The organism is Arsenicibacter rosenii (genome assembly GCF_001870735.1).
Lineage (GTDB): Bacteria > Bacteroidota > Bacteroidia > Cytophagales > Spirosomataceae > Arsenicibacter > Arsenicibacter rosenii.
In genome coordinates this window covers 11,838-28,846 of sequence record NZ_MORL01000002.1, presented here as the reverse complement: position 1 = coordinate 28,846, position 17,009 = coordinate 11,838, and the positions used below count along the sequence as shown (strand labels likewise).

Here is a 17,009-nt window from a genome sequence, read left to right as displayed (position 1 = left end):
TTTTCCCGAAAAACAATCCCGAAGGGGTGTCAATCGTTAGTGGTAAGTTGTTAGCTTACTTATTACCCCATGCATGACTCATCTTTTCGGGCTAACAACTACCGGCAGATGACACAGAAACAAGCATCTTCGTATCTATGGAAACCTGACCGCCGATTTATCGAGAGTTCGACACTGAAGCGGTACATGGACTGGCTTTTTGTCAAAAAGGGATTATACATCCGGGACTATGACGACCTGTGGGACTGGTCGGTTACGGATCTGGAGGATTTCTGGGAGAGTATTTATCAGTTTTTTGACATACAATCACACTCTGCTTACCGCGACGTACTGGACCGCAACCCCGACGGTATGATCGGTACGGAATGGTTTACCGGCGCAACGGTCAATTACGCCGAGCACGCGTTCCGGTTTAAAAACAAGCAGCATCCTGCCATCCTTTTTCATTCGGAGCGGTCGGTGGCGTCGGATCTGAGACCAACGGCCATTTCGTGGACACAACTGGAAGAAGAGGTAGCGGCGGTAGCAGCGTATCTCCGGTCGGTCAATGTCGGGCCGGGCGACCGCGTGGTCTCTGTACTACCCAACATTCCGGAAGCCGTTGTGGCCTTTCTGGCGACTAACGCCGTCGGGGCCATCTGGTCGAGTTGTTCGCCCGACTTCGGTACAAGCAGCATTCTTGACCGCTTTCAGCAAATTGAGCCTAAAGTACTTTTTGCCGTCGACGGGTATACCTACAACGGGAAGCCTATCGAAAAGATCAGTGCCTTCCGTGAGCTGCGCCAGCACCTGCCTACTCTTGAAAAGGTTGTCTGGCTACCCTACCTCAATCCCGACAGCCGACTCGAATGGAGCATTAACTGGGATGAAGTACTCAATACACCGCATACCGGCCTCGAATTTACGCCCGTACCGTTTTCACACCCGCTTTGGGTCCTCTATTCGTCAGGAACAACGGGGAAACCGAAAGCCATCACCCACAGCGTAGGTGGCTGTCTGATTGAACACCTGAAAACGCTGGCCCTGCATCAGGACGTAAAGCCGGGTGAGCGCTACTTCTGGTACTCGACAACGGGCTGGATGATGTGGAACTTCTCCGTGGCGTCGCTGCTGGTGGGCGCTACACTGGTTCTTTACGACGGTTCAGCGGCATATCCCGACATGAACGTATTGTGGGACCTGGCCGATCAGCTCAAAATAAATCATTTCGGAGGCGGTGCGGCCTATTACCTCGCCGCCATGCGGGCGGGGCTTGAACCGGCCAAAACCCACTCCCTGAACGCGCTCCGCTCTATCGGGTCGACAGGTTCGCCGTTACCGAATGAGGGCTTTGAGTGGATTTACCAATCCGTGAAAAAAGATGTCTGGCTTATTTCCTTCAGCGGCGGCACCGATATCTGCAGCGGTTTTGTAGGCGGTTGTCCGTTGCTTCCGGTCTACCCCGGCGAAATTCAGCGACGGTTACTGGGCTGCAAACTTGAGGCGTTTGATGAAACCGGCAATCCGGTTCGGGAGTCGCTCGGCGAAATGGTGATTCTGGCCCCCATGCCCTCCATGCCGGTCTTTTTCTGGAACGATACCGACAACCGACGCTATACCGACAGCTATTTCGGCAATTTTGGCCCGCATGTATGGCGCCACGGCGATTTTATCAAAATCACCGGCCACAACGGTGTTATTATCTATGGCCGCTCAGATGCCACCCTCAACCGCGATGGCGTCCGGATCGGTACGGCCGAGATTTATAGCGCGGTGGAGCAATTACCCGAAATTGCCGATAGCCTCGTGATCGGGATCGAGAAGGAGAACGGCGGGTACGCCATGCCTTTGTTTGTCGTTCTGAAAGCAAACCAGGATCTTGATAGCACACTGGTCGACCAGATCAAAAAAACGCTGCGTATCCAGTGCAGCCCCCGCCATGTGCCCGACGCGGTTTTTGCCGTCCGCGAAATTCCGTATACCATCAGCGGCAAAAAAATGGAAATGCCGGTAAAAAAGATCCTTTCGGGCCTTGATCCGTCTCTGGTTGCCGCAAAAGATACCATGCGTAACCCCGATGCGCTGGACTACTTTGTGCCGTTTCAGGACAAGGTCTAAGGCTGTAACCTGTTTTAATTAAAAGTGAATTAATTCCCTTGCTGCCTGCAACAGTCCGGTAAGCCAATCGCGTAATGGTTTATATACGATCCAACTGCGTAGCAGTGTGTTTCTTTAATTGACTAGCTCTATTGGCTTACTAACTGTTACAATTTATGCACACAAACGTTTCACTGCGTCATGTATGGGTACTGGGTCTGCTGGCTGTCAGTACGTGGGTGGTTACCGGCTGCAAAAAAGCAGATGACGCCGTTACGCCGGAACCCGATCCGACATTGGTTCAGAATGGGCTGGTGAATAACTGGATTCTGGATAATATGCGTGATCTGTATTACTGGAATGATAAAATCCCCGCCAGTCCGGACACCACCCTGGCTCCGGCCGATTTCTTCGACTCGATTCTGTATAAATACGATGCCACGCTACGCCCCGACGGCGACCGTTTTTCGTGGATTGAAGATGACAGTCAATCGCTTGAGGCCGAACTGAGCGGGCAGACCAAAACAACGGGTATGGAGTTTACGCTTTATCTGCGATCGGCTGGTTCAGACGCGGTCATTGCACAGGTGCTGTATGTCTTACCTAACTCACCGGCGGCCAAAGCCGGGATTGTCCGGGGCGATATCATCAGTAAGGTTAATGGCACTGCGCTCAACAAAACAAATTATTACTCGCTGCTTTTCCAGCAGACTTCGTTTACGTTCGGGCTGGCGAAGGTAAGCAACGGCACCCTCGCAGATACGGATGACACCCGCAGTGTCACGGCTGAGACTTTCCAGGAAGACCCTGTCTTTCTGGATTCAGTCTATACTGTTAATGGCAGGAAGGTCGGGTATCTGATGTATAACCTATTCACACAGGCACCATACGGCAGCTCGGGTACGCAGTACGATAACGAAGTGGATGCTGTCTTTGCCAGCTTTAAGGCGCAGGGCGTTACCGAACTGATTCTTGACCTGCGCTATAATGGCGGCGGCGATGAACGGTCGGCCATCAACCTGGCGAGTCTGATCGGCAAGAACGTTGATAATACGAAGGAGTTCTTCCATGAAGAGTATAATTCACAGGTAACCCAATACCTGAAAAGCCAGTATGGCAGCAGTGTCTTTGTGAATAACTTTGCGAATAAGGCCCAAAGCATCGGTGCCAGCCTGAACCGCGTCTTTGTCCTGACAACTGACTGGACAGCATCGGCCAGCGAGTTGATTATCAACGGGCTAAAGCCTTACATGTCCGTTATAACAATCGGTACGGCAACGTATGGTAAAAACGTAGGGTCAACGACTATTTCGGATGATACCGGCAAAATCAAGTGGGGACTGCAACCTATTATTGTCAAAGCGTACAACAGCCTGGGGCAGTCGGATTATACGGGTGGCTTTGCGCCAACGGTTGAGATTGAGGAGCCGATTGTTCTTAAACCACTCGGGGATATTAACGAAGACTTGCTCAGCACGGCCCTTCAGCAAATCAGTGGTACCGGTAGCGGCCGGTTTGGCATCCGCGATAACAACCCGCTGACCGTCATCGGCTCATCGGTACAGCGTAAGGCAGGGGGCAGTAATTTCTTCGTACACCTGAAAAGCCTGCCGGTAAAATCACGTCAATAAGGCAATAAATCAACAGAGTTGTTGGGGAAGCTACACAGTGGCTTCCCCACTTTTTTTACTTTTCGCTTCACCCTAAGGCCGTTAAATCTGTATGTGTCATGGTTTCGGGCATTTTTGTGTAAACTTTCTTCCACATACATACTTTTTTTTCAAAAATCGTTTTTTTGGCAAACATTATGCCTTTGGTATTACGTTATCGGCGTATGTATGGTGCAGAGATCGTTTTGTCTTGTCGCCATAAACCCGTCAAGCACAACCAGGAATACAACTTTAACTACTAATGGGCTATGGCAGAGAAAGAGGAGTTCGGTATTAAGCGCGATAAGCCAATACAAAACAACAAGGCCGCCGTACGGCTACCCATGATATTGGGCGTTACGATGGCAGGCGGTATTCTTATCGGAGCTACTTTTTTCGGAGGGTCAAAGAACCTCAACAACATTGGGCGCGGCTACACCAAATACAAAGAAATTCTACAACTCATTGAAAACAACTACGTTGACACGGTAAATACCGACGAGCTGGTTGACTATTCAATCGGTAAAATGCTGGAGAAACTCGATCCGCATACCAGCTACATGAACCCAGACGAGGCCGTCGCGGCCCGTACACAGCTGGAAGGCGGTTTCGATGGTATCGGGATTGAGTTTAATCTCTACAAAGACACCGTTTATGTGGTAACCCCACTGGCCGGTGGTCCTTCAGAAACGGCTGGTATTCAGAGCGGCGACAAGATTCTGAAAGTAGACGATAAAGCCCTGACGGGCAATAAAGTTGACAATGGTTCTATTTTCCAGGCGCTGCGGGGCCGGCGGGGAACCGAAGTACGGCTCACTATTCTGAGCCGTGGCGAAAAAGAACCTAAAGTGGTAACGGTTGTGCGCGACCGTATTCCGACGTACTCGGTTGATGCAGCTTATATGGTGGATGATAAAACGGGATACATCAAGGTAAACCGCTTTTCTGAAACAACCTACGACGAGTTTAAAACGGCCCTGACCTCGCTGAAACAGCAGGGTTTGCAGCAACTGATGCTTGACCTGCGGAATAACCCGGGCGGCTACATGGACCGCGCTACGAGTCTGGCCGACGAGTTTATCGGCGGCAACAAGCTGCTCGTTTATACTAACGGCAAAGACAGCCGCTATGATCGTCAGACATTTGCCCGCATCGCCGGTCAGTTTGAAGATGGCCCGCTGATCGTTCTGATCGATGAAGGCAGTGCCTCGGCGTCTGAAATTGTGGCGGGTGCGCTTCAGGATCATGACCGCGCGCTGATCGTTGGCCGTCGCTCGTTTGGCAAAGGGCTCGTACAGATGCCGGTGCAGTTGTTCGATGGTTCTGAGCTGCGGCTGACTATTTCACGCTATTACACGCCAAGTGGCCGGAGTATTCAGAAACCGTATGTGCCGGGCCACGAAGGGGATTATGAGAAAGATCTGGAAGCCCGCTCCAAACGCGGTGAATATTTTATCGCCGATTCGATCAAGAACGACCCTAAGCTGCGCTTTAAAACCGATGCCGGCCGTCTGGTTTATGGCGGAGGCGGTATCACCCCGGATTACTTTGTGCCACGCGACACCAGCTGGCAGACAAGCTATATCGCCCAGTTGTACGGTAAAAACCTGCTGCGGGAATACGCGCTGGAATACGCCAACGATAACCGGAAGAAATTTGAAAAAATGCCGTTTGCTGAGTTTAACCGGACCGTTAACTTCGGGGATGATCAGCTAAACAAACTGGTCAGCCTGGCATCGTCGGAAGGAATTAAACAAAATCCGGCTGAATTTGCCCGCTCGAAAGAATACATCCGCACCCAGCTGAAAGCGTATGTAGCCCGCTACATTTACCAGCGCAACAACCGCAACGGCCAGAATAACGAATATTTTAAAATTGCCGGTGAGGTAGACGACACCTACAAAAAGGCCCTGAGTCTTTTTGACCGCGCCCGTCAGCTCGAACACGGCACTTACTCCTACGTTCCGAAAGGCGAACGGAAGTAATAAAATTAATGGAAACAAATGAGGGGTGGCTGGCCTTCCGGGAAGTTTAGAACTCCCGGGAAGGTCGGCCACCCCTCACTCATTTTAACTTGTAACGATCCCGATCAGAATCCTTCCTGCTTCTCGTCTTTTTCTTTCTTCTTCTCTTTCGGTGCGTCTTTTTTCACCACTTTAGCCCCTTTAGGCTGTGGTTTCGGCCGCGTTTTGTACTGATCGAGGTAGAGGGCCATAAACTGCTTCTTCTCCTCTGCCTCGCCTGCGACAATCTCAATGGCTCCTTTAGCCGTATTTTTCGATCCGGCCAGTAAACGGTCGTTAATCTCCTGTTCCGACGAAACGATGGATAACGTACCGTTTGGTTTATAGTCGTAAAATACCCAGACATCGGGGGAGGCTTCCAGTAAAATACTGAATTCATCGCCGTTTGCGGTTTTACGTATTTCGATAAACCCATCCATTTGTGCGTTGATATCGGTATTGTTCATGTGCGACACGCCCAGCTGACCGATGCTATAAAATGACTTGAACTTGTCAGACCAGCGCAGGTTAACATTCGACAACACCAGCGCAGTATTCAGCTTCGGCGAGGCCTGAACCAGCGGCACGTGGGCGTTCTGGGCTTTCAGGCGGTATGCCTCGGTTTCTTTCTGGCCAATCAGCGGAATCATTTTATCGGCCAGTTCATTCAGATCGTCGTCGGCCGGATCGTCATTTTTCTCATCCAGATTTGTTTTCACAAGCTTATCGGCAATGGCCAGATTCAGCGGCTCCGGAATCGGGAAGGCAAACGACAGTAAAGCGTTGATTTCATACTTCACACTATCCACATTTACCCGGGCCGAGCCTGCCGATGAAATCAGTGCCGGCGCGTTCGGATTTGTCTCAGACGTAGTTGTAATCAGGCCTAACTTGCCTTTGAACGTCATAATGCCTTTCGGGTCGTTAAACGTAAACGCCCCTTCGATATCCTCCAGCCCGTCGGTTCCTTTCTGTACAATACGATAGACTTTTTCTTTTTCATCGTAGCGCATCACCCCGTTTGCCGTGAAGAGATCGGCATCTTTCGGGTCTTCTTTCGGCGACAGGAACGTCGGATACAGACCCGTTCCGTCTGCCCGCGCATGGATACCGGCTACTAATGGCTGATCGCCTTCGTTTTTCAGGTTTTTATCGACTTTCACCTCAATCCGCTCCACGACTTTTTCCTTAAACGGAATCCAGCCGCTGACCAGGTCCTGTCGTTTCCGCAACACCGGCTTGATAAAGCCATCCAGCGCCAGGTCTTTGTCGGGAGCCTGCATCACGATGTCGCCTTTGAACGCAATCCGCGGTGCCAGCATCAGGTTATCCTTCTCCTCGATTTCGGCCCTCGCCACGGTAAAGTAAGTGCGGACGGGGGCATTCCCGGCTTTCTTCCTGGAGCGGGTTTCCTTTTCCTTCTCTTTTTCTTTCGTCTCCTTCACATCGCCCACCATTGCTTTTTCCGCCGCCGATAATGGACTTGCTGATGCCAGAGCAGCCGGTGTCCCGATACTCTCTTTCAGCTCGAAGCTGCCCATCTTGATGTTCGCCGTATCACCGGCAGCAGTCGCAAACTGGTAGGTCGCGTCGCCGGAGAAACGGGTTCTCGACACCACCTGGATATTACCGTTCTTCATCCGGTGGTGCAATGTAATGGTATCCAGTTCAATACGGGCGTTTTTCAAGGCGGCCATCTCTCCGTTCCGGCGGATTGACACTAGCCCTTTGTCCGGATAAATCCGGGCATCGGCGGAATTTACGTATGGGACGCCACTGATATTCAGCGTCATTTTTTCGATGTCGTAAATCGCAGCAGCCCCGTTAAAGGTCAAGCCCTCCAGCTCATCACTGGTACCGGTAAACGTCGATGTTTTTACATCGCCTTTCATCGCAATGGTTTTGGCATTCATGTTCCACTGCGCCCGGTTGATACTCGTTTTATAGGCGGCATACGGAAACTCCATACTCGACTGCAAGGTATCATCGATGCTCTGTGTCTTTTTCTGGTTAATGGCCACGTTCACAATTCCCTTCACCTGATTGAAATCCACATCGACGGCATTGCCCAGCAGAATCGGCTTGTTGGCCACATTGCGCTGAGCCGCATCTGACACCACCCGGAACCGGGCGTTGTCGGCCAGAAACCCTTCCTTATTGAACTTGATGCTTTCCGATAACGTCTCGGAATCGTTCCGGCGCAGGGTACCGTTTCCGAACAGGCCCGTTGCCCGCACGAGCAGGTTGCCGTCCAGTTTAGTCGTTCCGTTATAGAAATTGAAGTTGTTTTTCTGGCTCATGATCACCATGCTATCCGTCTTCGGGAACCACTTCATGCTGTAATTATTCAGCTGCACCTGCGGGTAATACCCCTTGCCGATTATCCCCTCTTTGATCTCGCCTTTATCTCCCGAGGCCAGTAACGAGTCGGTCATGAACAGAATACCGCTGGCAGTCAGGTTTGTCGTCAGGTGATGAAGCATCCCTTCTGACCGTAACCCGCTTTTGTCCATCTTGATGTCGCCCGTGAACTTCACGTTCGACTGGTTGGGGCCAGGCTTGCTGCCGTAAACCGGATAACCGGCAGCAGGGGCCTTATGCACAAAACCAAGGGTATTGTCAGGCATCGTTTTCAACTCAGCCTTGAACGGCGGGAAAATACCGTCGGAGTAGAACGTACCGACAAATGAGATATCGCCCTTCCCGATGCTGTCGTTGTCGATGGCGGGGATTTTGAAATAGACCTTGTTGTTGTACGTAATGTTACCCCGGTCAGGCTGGTTGAAGTATACCGTCATACCCTCCGGCATTACCAGCCGCTGGGTCGTCTTTTTATCCTTCATCCGTCCCGACTTATTGTCTGTCGTTGCGAAGTAAACCATCCCCGGCTTTTCGTATTTGATATCGCCGCCGATTTCCCCGCTCTTGCCCTGTGCTGCCAGTTTCTGGGGCGTAAAGGTGATAGAATCAATCTTATTGAGATTCATCCCGAACTTATCGTAGTCGAATACCAGATCACGGCCCGAATAGCGGAAATTACCGGATTTCAGCTGGCCATTGAGTGTAAATGACCGGTTTTTGCCAACCTTCAGGGTCTTGTCGGATGGCCGCCCGAAAATTTTCAGCGAGTCGCTGATCGTAAACTGCGATACCCCGCGAATGAGCAGATACTTGTCGTTCAGGTTGATGGTTGCATTTTTGACACTATCGCTCGACGTAAAATAAGACTGAACCTGAAAGTTGTCGTAGTCTTTTTTGTCGTTGTAGGCGAGCACGTACAGGATACCTTTGCGGCTCAGGTGCATGGTTCCGTTGGCTTCACGGTCGATATACCCCTCCTGCACCATACGATCCAGTGTACCGGCCATCGTTGCCGGATTCACTTTTGCAAACTGTGCAATGTCTTCGGGGAAAAAACTCTGGGTTTTCCTGACGGTAATATAGTTTCCGATCAGCTGCAGCGGATGGTACCCGTAGTCGACCGAGAGGTCGGAATAGCGTTGCGGATGGAAGTAATCAAAAGATTCAAAGCGCACCGGCACCTCACGTTTGGCGCCGACCTGATAAAAATCAACCTTCTGGCGGCCCAGGTCCCAGCGCACCACTTCCGGCTGGATGTAGAATTTATGATAGGAATCGGCAAACGGTACCTGCCCGTAGCTCGTCCGGTCGACGCGGTTCAGCCAGGCAATTTTCTGCTGTTTTGAATACTTAAACTGAACAGCCGGGTGGGTAATGGAGTCTGCGGGCTGGATGTAGCCAACAAACTGCACGGCATTGCCTGTAATCAGCGAGTCGCTGAATTCGAACCGGCGGCTGCTGGCTTTAAAGGCCGGTTTGCCGGCATGTTTTACAACCAGTACGGCCGGTTGCCCGCTGGCCGACGCTCCGACCACCTGTACGCCGATCAGCGCCAGCCCGCCCCGATACTCAATATCAGGCCCCAGATCCGGAATCGTCACGTTGTTTTGCCAGGAAACAAATCGCGGATACTGAGCGGCCTGTCCGGCCACCCGTTTCTTACTCACATATTCCAGAACTCCTTTAATCGGTTTGGCTTTTTCGAACGTCAGCGTTACATCATCGGCCGACAGGCGCGGATTCATGGTGACCATGGCATAATCGGCCAGGGTCACCGAAATATCCGAACGACCGGCAATATCCCATGTCAGCTTACCGTCTTTTCCGACAAACACGCCATCCTTAAGCAACAAATCACCGCCGGTGTTGGACACAATGACCGAATCGCCGTTGGCGACAATAGCCAGAAAGACATCTTTCACCGTCAGGACCGGACCCGTTACGGCCGGAAGCGCCCGCTTTTGCGGAATAAATACATTGCCATATTGCTTTGGCTGGGTCGTATCACGCTGACTGGGTGGCGTACCCCAACCGTCGTCGTCGAGCACGCGGGTAGCGGCCGATCCGGTATTGGTTAGCGGATCCGTTACGGTGCCGTTGGCCGGAGCGGTAGCGTTTGCATCTATATAGCGAAAACTGAATGTACCACCCTCTGCATAGAGCTTGTTGTAGTTGCTGCTGTAGAACAACCGCCGTTCCAGAAACAGCCGCATCGTTTCCATCACCCGCGTAAACGCCTTAGGGTCGTTGGCATCGAACTGCTTTTCGGCCACCAGAATCAGGTTATCAACGTCGGGGGGCGAAATATTTTTCTGCGTGTACAACGCATGGTAAAGCGCCTGAAAAAACGGCGCAAAATGGGTCGCCGGCTGGTAGCGCTTTGTGTTCATTTTGCGGCTTAACGCAATAATCCGCTCTTTTTGCGGCTGACTCAGCCGGTTGTCGGCCCAAAGCGACTCCAGATCTTTCTGAGCCTTCGCCGCCACCGGCCCGCCCGTCGCCATCAGCTTCTGAAGATCAGTCAGAAACTGGTCGGGATTTTCGGAAAGTTTAATGGCTTGTGCAAAGGCCATCGAGCCAGCCAGCCAGCTTGCAAGCAAAAGCAGGTAAACACGTTTCATGAACCTCATTTGTTGTATTCAACTACGCGGGCCGACCACCAGGCCAGCCCGACATTCTGTTTATCAATCAATTATACCCCGACGGGTTTATTACGCTTTCCGGAAAACGAGCGACGACCATTGATTTTTGGTCAGCGACCGGACCAGCTCCATCCCTGCTTCATTGGCCTTAGCCTCAATGTCGGCCGCATCGTGCTCATAAAATCCGCTCACAAACAGGTAACCGTTCTCATTCAGCAGGCTTACATACGTCGGAATTTCGACCAGTAACACGTTGCGGTTGATATTGGCCAGTACGATATCATAGCGTTCAGCCGGATCAACATCGGCGATGGTTCCCTGAAAGACCCGGATTTCGGGATGGTTGTTTAACCCGGCGTTTTCCACTGCATTCTCCACAGCCCATTCTTCTATATCAAACGCAACCACCGGTGAAGCCCCCATTTTAGCGGCCAGAATCGCCAGAATGCCTGTACCGGAGCCGACATCTAAGACCGCCTTACCGGCATGACCGATGTGCATCTGGTGCTCCAGCATCATCGATGTAGTTTCATGATGACCGGTACCGAACGACATTTTCGGGTTAATCACCAGTTCATGCTGAAAGGCAGCATCCGGCTCGTGAAACGACGCCCGCACTCTGACCAGGTTTTCGCCCACCGTAATGGGTTCATAATTCTGTTCCCACTCGGCGTTCCAGTTCTTTTTCTCTAACGAACTGACTTGATAGGCTATTGCAGTCAGCTCTTCGTATTTCGCGATAACTTCCTGAATAGCTGTTTCGTCGAACAGATCTTCGGTAACGTATGCCAACAGCCCTTCGTCGGTTTCAACAAATGACTCAAAACCAAGCTCTCCCAACTCTGCCATCAGGATATCGGTATAATCGGGCGAGAGTGTCAGCGACAATTCAATATAATTCATGTGTTTTGTTTTCCTTTTTCTAACTGTTCAATATCGTTCAAATCCCGGGGACGTCCCGCTGCTCTTTTAGCTTTGATTAAATCATTGTAGTGATATATTAACTGAATTACCGGAAGGTGCCTTTATCTTCCTCCAGTATCAACCTCTTTCTTTAATTCAGAACTCTGTCTGCTTAAACACTAAACAGCTTATTCGATATTATACCACATAGGCACATAGAAAAACAAAGATTTTTAAATACTTATGAGCTCTATGTGCCTATGTGGTATAGCCATTTGAAGGATTTAGCAGGTTAGCCATTGTGCTTACGGGCCAGAAAACAGTCTCTATCGAGTTTAGGTGGCCTTCTCAAGTCGTATCGAAAAGCTACACTAATCAAATAATTAGCGGCCTGTAAACGACCGGCAAATGATTCGGGCTGCATACGGGCGTGGTAGCTGGATACGGTTGTATGGTTACCCATATGAAATGCACTCCGGTCTAATATAAACTGTTCAGGTTCCATCTTTTTTCAAATCCTAACGTAAAATAAGCAACATTACTAAGATTCTTCGTCCCTGAATACAAAACCGGCATTTCCCTATGAATGATTCCATAAGAAAACGCCGGTTCGTATTGCGGTCTTGATCGGTTATTTTCCGGTTGTCAGCTCCAGAATCAGGCGGTCGGCTTTGTAGATGTAACGCATGGCGGCGACCATCCCCCCGGCATGTACTGAAATGCTTCTGTTTTTATCCGGCACAAAGATGAAGCTTCCCGGTAAACTCTCCATATTACCATCAAAAACCAGCCCCACCGCTTCGCGGTTTTTGTTTATCATCGGGCTGCCGGAATTACCGCCAATAATATCGTTGGTGGTGATAAAACACATGGGTTGCTTCAACAGCTCAGCCGGGGGATTTTTCCAGCGGGCGGGCAGGCTCCAGGGGTATTTATCGCCAAACGAATAATTCCGGTCATACAGCCCGGCAAAGGTGGTGATCACCGGCGCAACGGTGCCGTTATACGGATAGCCTTTCACAATCCCGTCGTTGATACGCAGCGAGAAGGTGGCATCCGGTGGTACGTTATTACCGTATACATCATACACATACCTTCCCAGCTGGCTGCTCAACACTTCCTGACGGGCATTGATTTGCTGCATTTTCTGGCTGGCAGCCTCGTACCGTTTCTGACCTGCCCGCGCCAGCACCAGCATCGGATCGGTCGACGATGTAATGGCCCCGCCCCGTGTAATCATATCCTCAACGAAGGCTTTATCAAGCAGTTTTGTGGTGCGCAGCAAATAAGCGGCGGCTTCTTTGGGGGTCCGCAGCTGCCCGTTTTCCGCCGTTAAAGCCGCTTTTACATACGGATCATCATTCCCCAAAGCGGCCTGTGCTTCGGCTAGATGAGCCGCCAGATAGCTTTCTTCCAGCGTGCGGCTGGTTATCTCCGGCATTTCCAGCATGGTACGCATCCGCTCGGCCTGCCGGGGTTGGGCCAGATAAATCTCACCGTATTGCGCCAGCAGATGAGCAAACGTCAGTAATTCGCCCCGCGCCAGCGGATTGGGCGACAAGTAGGTATTGTCGTTAAACAACTGCCGCATTGCCGTTACGTTTTCCGAAATATCGGCCCAAACGTCTGCCCTGCCCGTTGTGGCCCCGCCCCGGGCCGAACTGCCGGGCGACGTAGCCGGTACGCCGTTGGTGGCCGAACTGCCGCCTACCTGTGCTTCCCGTTTCGCCGATTGCTCCAACAAGGCATCGGCTTTAAACTGCCGTTCGAAGGCGGCTTTGCGGGCGATCAGGTATGGGTCGCGCAGGCCATCGAGCTGTCCGCTGTAGGCCTTATAACTGTTTTCGAAGCTGAAAATTTCGTTCAGAACGCTGTCACTTTTAGCGGTTGCGTTATACGCCTGAAGCGCGGCCGACCGGTTCCGGATCAGGGTCAGGATGTACGGAATTTTCAGATCACGGTCGAATTCCAGCTCGGCTACCGTTTTCAGCCGTTCGGTACTCCCCGGGTTACCAATTACGAAAATGGGCTCATTCTCGCGGACACCGTTTGTATTGAACTTAAAGAAATGTTTGGTTTGCAGGGGCTTCCCGTTATCATATACCCGGAAAAACGAACAGTCGAGCGCATAACGCGGATAGGTAAAGTTGTCGGGATCGCCGCCAAAAAAGCCCAGCTGTAGCTCAGGCATAAACACCAGCCGCACATCGGTATAGCGTTTAAACCCATATAGCGCATACCGGCCGCCATTGTAAAGCGTAATAGTCTGCAGCTCCAGCCCCTTCCAGTCGGCCCGGGCCGTGTACTCCTGTTTGATCGCAGCGAACGCCTGCTCGCGCCCCCGCAACTGCTCCCGCTCCGAACCGGTGCCCATGGCATCCTGTACCCGCTTTGTTATGTCTTCGATTTTTACCAGCTGATCGACAAACAGGCCCGGCACCTTGCGCTCCTCAGCCAGTGTTTTAGCATAAAACCCGGTATTGTTCAGGTCCTCCCCTTTGCGGGCAACACCCGTTCCGGATTCCCGGGCACAGTGGTGATTGGTCATCACCAGCCCGCTCGCAGACACAAACGAAGCCGAGCAATAATCGGCAAACCGCAGAGAAGCCAGCCGTGTTTCTTCAAACCACTTGTCATCGGGTTTAAAGCCGTATGTTTTAGCAAAGTATTCTTTCGGCGGGCTATCAAAAGTCCACATTTTACCCATATCATACGGGCCGGCCTTGACCGTATCGGCCCGGAGAGCAGCAGTGGCCTGCCCCCGCGCCGGTGTTAGGCCACTGCTTAAAATAGTGGCAATCGTCAGAAGCACAGCGGCTTCCTGTCTCCATCTATGTTGAACTTGCATAGGTTTGATTTCTAACGATGGTATATAACATTCCTGTGGTAAAGTAAGACTAAAAACGGACAAACCGGTAATTTGTTGAGTAAGCTCCTGCAAATTACCGGTTTAGCGGCCTTCCGGTCCCTTTTGATATAGTTTTCAGCCTTACCGGCCGCCTTGTCGGTTCTCTTAATAAACCAAGCCGGCATCGTCTCTATCTCATGTTTACTCTGCAACGTTATTTTCTATATATCCTGTCATGCCTGCTTTTTCCGGTCTGCTTATCAGCACAAAACAGAATACACGATGCGAATACCATTGGCTGGTATGCCTACTTCGGCGATCATAAACTGTCGGACAAATGGGCGATTCATACGGAATACCAATGGCGCCGGATTGATCTGATCCGGAGCTGGCAGCAATCTCTGGCCCGTGCCGGGATTCAATATAGCCTTACCGACCATATTAAAACGTCGGCGGGCTACACGCTGTTACTGGGTTTTCCATACGGCCGTTTCCCGGAATCCGAAGCGGGTGTCCCCAATCCCGAACACCGGATGTACCAGGATATTGACCTGGAGCAAACGACCGGCCGCCTGCAACTTACGCATCGTTTCCGGCTCGAACAACGCTGGATGAGTACCTGGCCAGATACCGGAGGCGATCAATCACCGGGCTGGCAATACCAGAACCGGGCCCGCTACCGTATTCGCGGGGCGCTCCCCCTTGGCCAGCCAACGATGGATGAGGCCAACTGGTACCTGACCGCTTACGACGAGCTGTTTATTGGCTTCGGGCCTAATGTTCAGCTGGATATCTTTGATCAGAACCGGATCTTTCTGGGCCTCGGCTACCGGTTTTCGCCGTCGTTCAGGCTTGAAGCCGGTTTTCTGAATCAGGTTGTTCAACACGCCGAAGCCGATCCGGCAACCCGTTTACCGGTCATGGAACGCAACAACGGCTTTACCCTGAGTGTATACGGCGACCTTGATTTCCGCCGGTGATCAGCTATGTAAAAGGGCGAGATATACGCCGTTGGTCCAGCCAAAGCCATCCTGATTCGGGTATTTACCGCCGCCGGCTACCAGAACATCATCCACCACGTTGTATTTTTCCATCATTTTGCCCGTTACCTGAAATACCTTGTCATTCAGCATCAGCCAGCGGTCACGTGCTTTCCGGGCAGTTGCCGTAAATCCGTAATTCAGTAATCCCTGATAGACAATCCACTGCAGCGGAGCCCAGCCGTTTGGCCAGTCCCACTGCTGCCCCGATTGCTTCAGGGTGGTCACCCAGCCACCTGACTGCAGAAACTCCTGCTCCAGCAGGTCATGAACCCGCTGAGCCTGTTCAAACGTAGCGATCTGAAAAAACAGCGGAAATACACCGGCCAGGGTTAAGGCGGGCAACGGCGTTAAGGTACTGCCATGGACATCCTTGTAAAAACCGGCCTGATCATCCCAGAAAAGTGCCTGAATCAACTGCCGGCGGGCTTCCGCTTTCCGGGTAAATTCTGCGGTCGGCATCTCCTGCCCGCTTTGCCGGTATGCTTTGGCCAGGGTGCGCTCAAAAGAAAAAAGCAGTGTATTCAAATCAACCGGCAGGATATCAATGGTAATAGTGTACGGAATGCTTTGCCCATCGGTCATCCAGCGGCTACTGAAATCCCAGCCTGATTCACAGGCCGCCCGGAGGTTCCGGTACATATTGTCGGGGTCAACACCAAGAAAGCGGGCTTCTGTCCGCAACTCCGACTCTACCCGGAACGCTTCCGGACGCGGGGTAGGGGTGGGGTCCCAATACCGGTTCAGTAGGCCGCCGGTATCCAGCGTTACCACATGTTCTGCCACCGCCGTATCACCCGAGCCGCCTGCCATCCAGTAGGCATATTCCTTCTCCAGCTGCGGCAAATACTCGCTGAATACGTCGGCCCCGTCAATCTCAGCCAGCAGTTCAACCATCAGGCTGAAAAAAGGGGGTTGTGACCGTGTCAGGAAGTATGTGCGGTTGCCGTTCGGAATAAATCCATAGGTATCAATCAGATAAGCAAAATTATCGACCATCCCCCGCACCAGTCCGTTCCGCCCCGAACGCTGTAGCCCCAACATGGTAAAGTAGCTGTCCCAATAAAAAATCTCGCGGAACCGTCCGCCCGGAACAACATACGGATGCGGTAGCGGCAGCCGTGAGCTACCCTCTACCAGGGGATCAGCCGGGCAGGTAAGCACATCCCAGAGGCGTTCGATATGCGCCTTAGTTGTCATGGACGTATCACTCACAAAATGGCTGGTAGCCGATTCGGGTATATCGAAATACTGCCGTACAAACTGCTCAAGATTAAAGTCAGGCTTTTCTTTCTCAGCACGGTACAGCATCAGAATATTTTCAGGCGACAACAGGGGAACAGCGTCCACAAATGTCTTGGTATCGGTAAAAATGCGGCTTAACTGCACCTCGCAGAACAGTTCGCCAAAAAGAATATCCGGTGAGACCAGGTTCTTTGTCACAGCAAAAGGGGTTTACACTAACACATGCTAGCATAAACCCCCAT

8 protein-coding genes are annotated in these 17,009 nt (G+C 51.7%); 4 read left to right on the top strand and 4 right to left on the bottom strand.

All coding sequences use genetic code 11. From position 1 onward, the window contains the following. The first annotated feature begins 108 nt into the window (after window positions 1–108). From BLX24_RS04050 to BLX24_RS04040, 3 genes are all read left to right on the top strand, one after another. Complete coding sequence (locus BLX24_RS04050; protein ID WP_071502291.1) at window positions 109–2,097, top strand: acetoacetate--CoA ligase; 1,989 nt, start codon at window positions 109–111, stop codon at window positions 2,095–2,097. A gap of 155 nt (window positions 2,098–2,252) precedes the next feature. Next, the gene (locus tag BLX24_RS04045; protein ID WP_071501828.1) at window positions 2,253–3,707 is read left to right on the top strand and encodes a S41 family peptidase; all 1,455 of its coding nucleotides are present in this window, start codon (window positions 2,253–2,255) and stop codon (window positions 3,705–3,707) included. Between the two features lie 287 nt (window positions 3,708–3,994). Continuing rightward, window positions 3,995–5,710, top strand: coding sequence for a S41 family peptidase (locus BLX24_RS04040; protein WP_071501827.1), 1,716 nt, complete (start codon window positions 3,995–3,997; stop codon window positions 5,708–5,710). Between the two features lie 104 nt (window positions 5,711–5,814). Here BLX24_RS04040 and BLX24_RS04035 read toward each other — a convergent pair whose 3' ends face one another. From BLX24_RS04035 to BLX24_RS04025, 3 genes are all read right to left on the bottom strand, one after another. Next, on the bottom strand, window positions 5,815–10,710 hold the full coding sequence (locus tag BLX24_RS04035; protein ID WP_083421791.1) for a helix-turn-helix domain-containing protein: 4,896 nt from the start codon (window positions 10,708–10,710) through the stop codon (window positions 5,815–5,817). 90 nt (window positions 10,711–10,800) lie between these two features. After that, window positions 10,801–11,634 (bottom strand): 50S ribosomal protein L11 methyltransferase, encoded by an 834-nt coding sequence (gene prmA / locus BLX24_RS04030; protein ID WP_071501825.1) that lies wholly within the window; start codon window positions 11,632–11,634, stop codon window positions 10,801–10,803. A gap of 631 nt (window positions 11,635–12,265) precedes the next feature. Further along, window positions 12,266–14,482 carry a S46 family peptidase gene (locus BLX24_RS04025; protein WP_071501824.1) on the bottom strand — a complete coding sequence of 739 codons (2,217 nt, stop codon included), beginning with the start codon at window positions 14,480–14,482 and terminating at the stop codon, window positions 12,266–12,268. 197 nt (window positions 14,483–14,679) lie between these two features. On the opposite strand from BLX24_RS04025, the gene BLX24_RS04020 reads away from it, so the two are divergent. After that, window positions 14,680–15,462 (top strand): DUF2490 domain-containing protein, encoded by a 783-nt coding sequence (locus BLX24_RS04020; protein ID WP_083421789.1) that lies wholly within the window; start codon window positions 14,680–14,682, stop codon window positions 15,460–15,462. Here the strand turns inward: BLX24_RS04020 and treF are convergent, their stop codons facing one another. Beyond that, window positions 15,463–16,965, bottom strand: coding sequence for an alpha,alpha-trehalase TreF (gene treF, locus BLX24_RS04015; protein ID WP_218160676.1), 1,503 nt, complete (start codon window positions 16,963–16,965; stop codon window positions 15,463–15,465). Window positions 16,966–17,009 lie beyond the last annotated feature (44 nt).